Source organism: Roseburia sp. OF03-24 (genome assembly GCF_003463035.1).
In the GTDB taxonomy this organism is placed as follows: domain Bacteria; phylum Bacillota; class Clostridia; order Lachnospirales; family Lachnospiraceae; genus Roseburia; species Roseburia rectibacter.
The window spans coordinates 1-4,231 of record NZ_QSCK01000066.1 but is presented as its reverse complement, the minus strand read 5'-3'; the positions used below and the strand labels follow the sequence as shown (position 1 = coordinate 4,231).

At 43.2% G+C, this 4,231-nt stretch carries 3 protein-coding genes; all 3 read right to left on the bottom strand.

Annotated elements, in window-relative coordinates; all coding sequences use genetic code 11:
- Positions 1–61: 61 nt before the first annotated feature.
- Complete coding sequence (locus DXA60_RS18290) at positions 62–1,723, bottom strand: ABC transporter ATP-binding protein (RefSeq protein WP_117922677.1); 1,662 nt, start codon at positions 1,721–1,723, stop codon at positions 62–64.
- Between the two features lie 79 nt (positions 1,724–1,802).
- Positions 1,803–3,623 (bottom strand): ABC transporter ATP-binding protein, encoded by a 1,821-nt coding sequence (locus DXA60_RS18285; RefSeq protein ID WP_243006959.1) that lies wholly within the window; start codon positions 3,621–3,623, stop codon positions 1,803–1,805.
- The gene (locus DXA60_RS18280; protein WP_117922676.1) at positions 3,616–4,116 is read right to left on the bottom strand and encodes a MarR family winged helix-turn-helix transcriptional regulator; all 501 of its coding nucleotides are present in this window, start codon (positions 4,114–4,116) and stop codon (positions 3,616–3,618) included. The genes DXA60_RS18285 and DXA60_RS18280 overlap by 8 nt, the downstream gene beginning before the upstream one ends.
- Positions 4,117–4,231: the final 115 nt, after the last annotated feature.

Sequence of the window (4,231 nt, the reverse complement as noted above, 5' to 3'; positions counted from 1 at the left end):
GATACACCATTTGGGGAGATGATTTATTTCATAAACAAACCAGCATTGGGCGGGTTGTTTATCAGATTTCAATCACTCTGCCCGTTGTCGCATTCACTCTATGCGAGATAGATATCACAGTCCGGTTCTCACTGACACGTTTTAACGCCTGCAAAACCTCTTTTTCTGTCTGTGCATCCAGATTTGCTGTGATCTCATCTAAAAGAAGCAGTTTCGGTTTTGCCGCCGCTGCGCGGGCGATCGACAAAAGCTGCCATTGCCCCTGCGAGAAAATTCCATCCGAACACGGTGTATCATACCCATGTTCTAAGCTCATGATCGTATCATCAAGTCCTGTCATTTTTGCAGCCGCACGGACATCCTCCATGGTAATAGACGGATCATACAGTGTGATCTGCTCTTTTACAGTTCCCGGAACCATATGGAAAGACTGCTCTACATAGCCGAAAAGGTGACGTTTTTCTGTGTCCGGGATATCTTTTGCCGGCTTTCCCTGAATTTGTACACTGCCGGTCTTTGGTTCATATAGTCCTAACAGCAGCTTAAATATCGTACTTTTTCCTGCACCGGTGCGACCGGAAAGTGTGACCTGTTCTCCTTCTTTCACCTCAAAACTAAGGTTATCTATCACATTTTGTTCTTCATAGGCAAATGTTACATTTTCAAAACTTACAAAAGACGTATCTGCTTTTTGCAGATTTTCTTTTATGTATCCTGTTTTGTCCGGAAGTTCTTCCAGACTGAAAAATTCATTGATCCTATGCACGCCTGCTATCGCGGACTGTATCGTCTGGATTTCCATACCAAGACTCTCCACCGGGGAAAATATCTGTGAAATATAATTCATGACAGCAACTGCTGTACCGGCTGACATTCCAAACAGATTTAATACGTTTGCATTGCCGGACGCTGAAAGTAACATAACAACTGCCACAACCACGGCATTTAAGATCAAAATAACCGGAGAATAGATCGCATCATAAAAATTTGTCCGCTCCATGGCACGGTAACTTTCCCCGATATAAGTGTCATAACACTCTGCCATATAGTTTTCCCTGCCAAGATTACGGATTGTTCTTATATTGTGAAGCGTCTGAGGCACATGACCCGATGCACGGCTTACGGCACGCCGGTTCTCGATCTGCGCTGCCAGCATATTTTTCTGCACAATGCGCGTAAACCAGAACAGAAATGGCAGCAATACCACCAGTACAATGGCAAGTCCGCGGTTTTTAAACCAGATGACTGCAAGAATACTGATGATCTTGCACGCGTCCGCAAACATACTGATGATCCCTGATGTAAACAGATTTTCTACCGTATCAACATCCCCTACAAATCGGGAAACCACCGCTCCAGGCTCCTGATGTATCAGTGCATCCGCTGTCAGAACTGTATATTTATCCATCAGACTGCTTCTGAGTGCGTGCGTGATCTTTTGTCCAAACACAACTAACAGTCCCTCTCTTGAACTTTCCAGCAATCCTGTGAGCAAAGTAAAACCAAAATATAATAAAATAAGGTAAAATGATACTGCATTTCCCGCTGTCATACTATCTATGATATTTCCAAGAATAAGCGGTGGCAGGAGTGCTGTCAGAATTGCACCAACAACTGCACACACAATTCCGATAGAAAGCCATTTTTGTTTTTTTATCGTCCGAAGCATCACGCTTCCTACATTTTTACTGCCATGTGTTTTACTTTGTGTCTCGCTATGCATCCCGCATATCCCCTTTCTCCGCTGCATTTCTCTGCTCCGGCTCATTTCTGTCTATCGTTTTCTTTTTAAGTTGAAAATTTTATTCACATACCTGTACTTGTTCTGTCAGAAGCTTTTCTTTTTCTGACTTTCCGTTTTCTACTGTACTGCTCTTCGTCTGCTCCTCATAAAGTTTTGCATATTCCGGATATTTTTTCATTATCTCTTCATGCGTGCCAACCGCAGCATGCCCATGTTCCATCCAGATTACCTGATCCATTTCCGGGAACAGATAAAGTCTGTGTGATAACAGGATTACAATACCGTCTGAAGCCATCATCTTTAAGTTCGCATACACTTCCTGCTCTGTATTCCGGTCAAGCGCAGAAAAGGGATCGTCTAAGATCAGCACTGGTCTCTTATGACACAGGGTTCTCGCAAGTGCCAGACGTTTCGCCTGACCACCAGAAAGTCTGACTCCTCCATTTCCCACAACTGTATCCATTCCCTGTTCCATCTCAGCCACTTCTTTATCAAAGCACACTGCCTTCAGATAAACGGCGGCATCCTTATCCTCCCCTAACAGAATATTATTTTTTATACTGTCATCAAATAATTCCGGATCATGACCTAAATATCCCACTGTCCCGGTCAGTACAGAATTTTCCATTTTACTTAACTCATCACCAGCAAAACGGATGCTTCCCTTATAAGGATATTCACACAGAAACGTCTTGCCAAATGTCGATTTGCCGGATGCAACTGCCCCGGTAACACCGATGATCTGTCCCGGCTGTGCCGAAAAAGTAATATCCTCATAGATATCTGTTCCACCCGGATATGCAAAACCCAAATGGGAAACTTCAAGTTTTTCCGGCTTTTGAACACTGCTTTCGCCATCATTTTCAACACATTTCATGAGAGGTTTGATCCGCTTCCAGGAGACCTGTGCCTTGTGGACTGCATTAAAAAGTTTTGCCGCACTTGATGATTTAACGGAAAGTTTGGTAAAACAGGTAAGAAAGGTGGTAAATGCTGCCACATCCCAGGATCTCCATCCGTTTCCAAGTACGTTTTTACTTCCAAAATATAAAATAAATAGAACACCTGCCATAGAAATAACACGGTAGACCGGTGGAAATGCCGCACTCCAGATATTTACCCGCACTGCAGATTTTTCATATGCTGACAGATTTTTTTCATAAGAATCTTTTCGCTCCTGCTCACAGCCATAAACACGGTAAGTAATCGCATTTGACGCCCGGTCTAAGGTAGCTGCACTTAAAATCCCGGACTGCTCCTTATAAGCCGCCCCCGTCCGCTGTACGATTTCTTTCATTTTTTCAGCCAGAAAATAAGAAACCGGGGGAAACAGCATACTTAAAACAGCAAGTCTAAAGTCATAAAAGAGTAACATTCCGGCATATGCAAGCAGCGCCACTCCGGTATCAAATATTTCCGTAGTAAATTTCCGCATACCCTCCGCACAGTCATCCACATCAAGGATTGCCTTTGTCATGACATTTCCGGCACCTTCCTCCTCAAGTTCTGCCCTGCTTTTATGCACAAGACTGTTATAGAGCACATGCTTCATGCGCCGGTTGACATTATTTGCAAAACGTCTCACATAAAAACGCTTGATATATCTCGAACTCTGTACTACCACAATCGCGATCACATATGCTGCAACCAGTTTTTCCATGTCAGGAAACCCTGCTCTGCCTCTAAGGATATCCACCAGACATCCCGCCATTTTTCCCTCAAACCATGGTCCTGCAAGAAGTCCTAAATTATAGATCAGTCCGGAAACTGTCACTGCAAGAAGAACCTGCCACTCCATTTTAAAATAAGAAATAACCCGATCCGCCTGAAATCCACTTATTTCTTTTCCATTGCTTTCTCTGCCACAATTATCACTCATCCGTCTCACCATCCATTTCTGCCATGTCACTTTCCCCTGTTTCCACAAGTTTTGACACATCTTTAAACTCTGCTCTCCGCTGCTCCTTAGATCTCCAGTAAATCTTATCTAACGTTTTCAGAAATGGTACTTTCTCGTCTTCCGGCAGCTCTGCTAACAGCCATTCATAAAACACACTCTCAATATGTGCCTTTGAATTTTTTAATTGTTCTGCTTTCTCTGTTGCATACAAAAGCTGACTTCTGCCATCCTTAGGGTTTGGTTTCCGGTAAAGATAGCCTTTGCTCTCTAAACTTGCTGCGCGCCTTGCGGCTGCTCCTTTGTCAATCTTTAACTGTTCTATGACTTTTGCCTGTGTGACACCTGGATTGTGCCTGATAAAATGGATGAAATCAAATTCTGCTGTTCCGATTCCCTCTTCTTTCATCATTTTTAGTGTAAATTTAGATGCCTCACGCGCTATTTTTGTGATTTTTCTTCCTGTTTCATCCATTGTTGGTCTCCTTTTTCCAATTATCTGCAAAATTGAATTATCATCATATAAACTGCCCTGACAAATGTTGGTTTGTGGGTGACATGAGTTTCCTTGTGTAGGGTGGTTCTGGGGG

Excerpts from the sequence above, each read along its gene's own strand:
- DXA60_RS18290 (WP_117922677.1), bottom strand. The coding sequence starts at position 1,723 with ATGCATAGCGAGACACAAAGTAAAACACATGGCAGTAAAAATGTAGGA.
- DXA60_RS18285 (WP_243006959.1), bottom strand. The coding sequence starts at position 3,623 with ATGAGTGATAATTGTGGCAGAGAAAGCAATGGAAAAGAAATAAGTGGA.
- DXA60_RS18280 (WP_117922676.1), bottom strand. The coding sequence starts at position 4,116 with ATGGATGAAACAGGAAGAAAAATCACAAAAATAGCGCGTGAGGCATCT.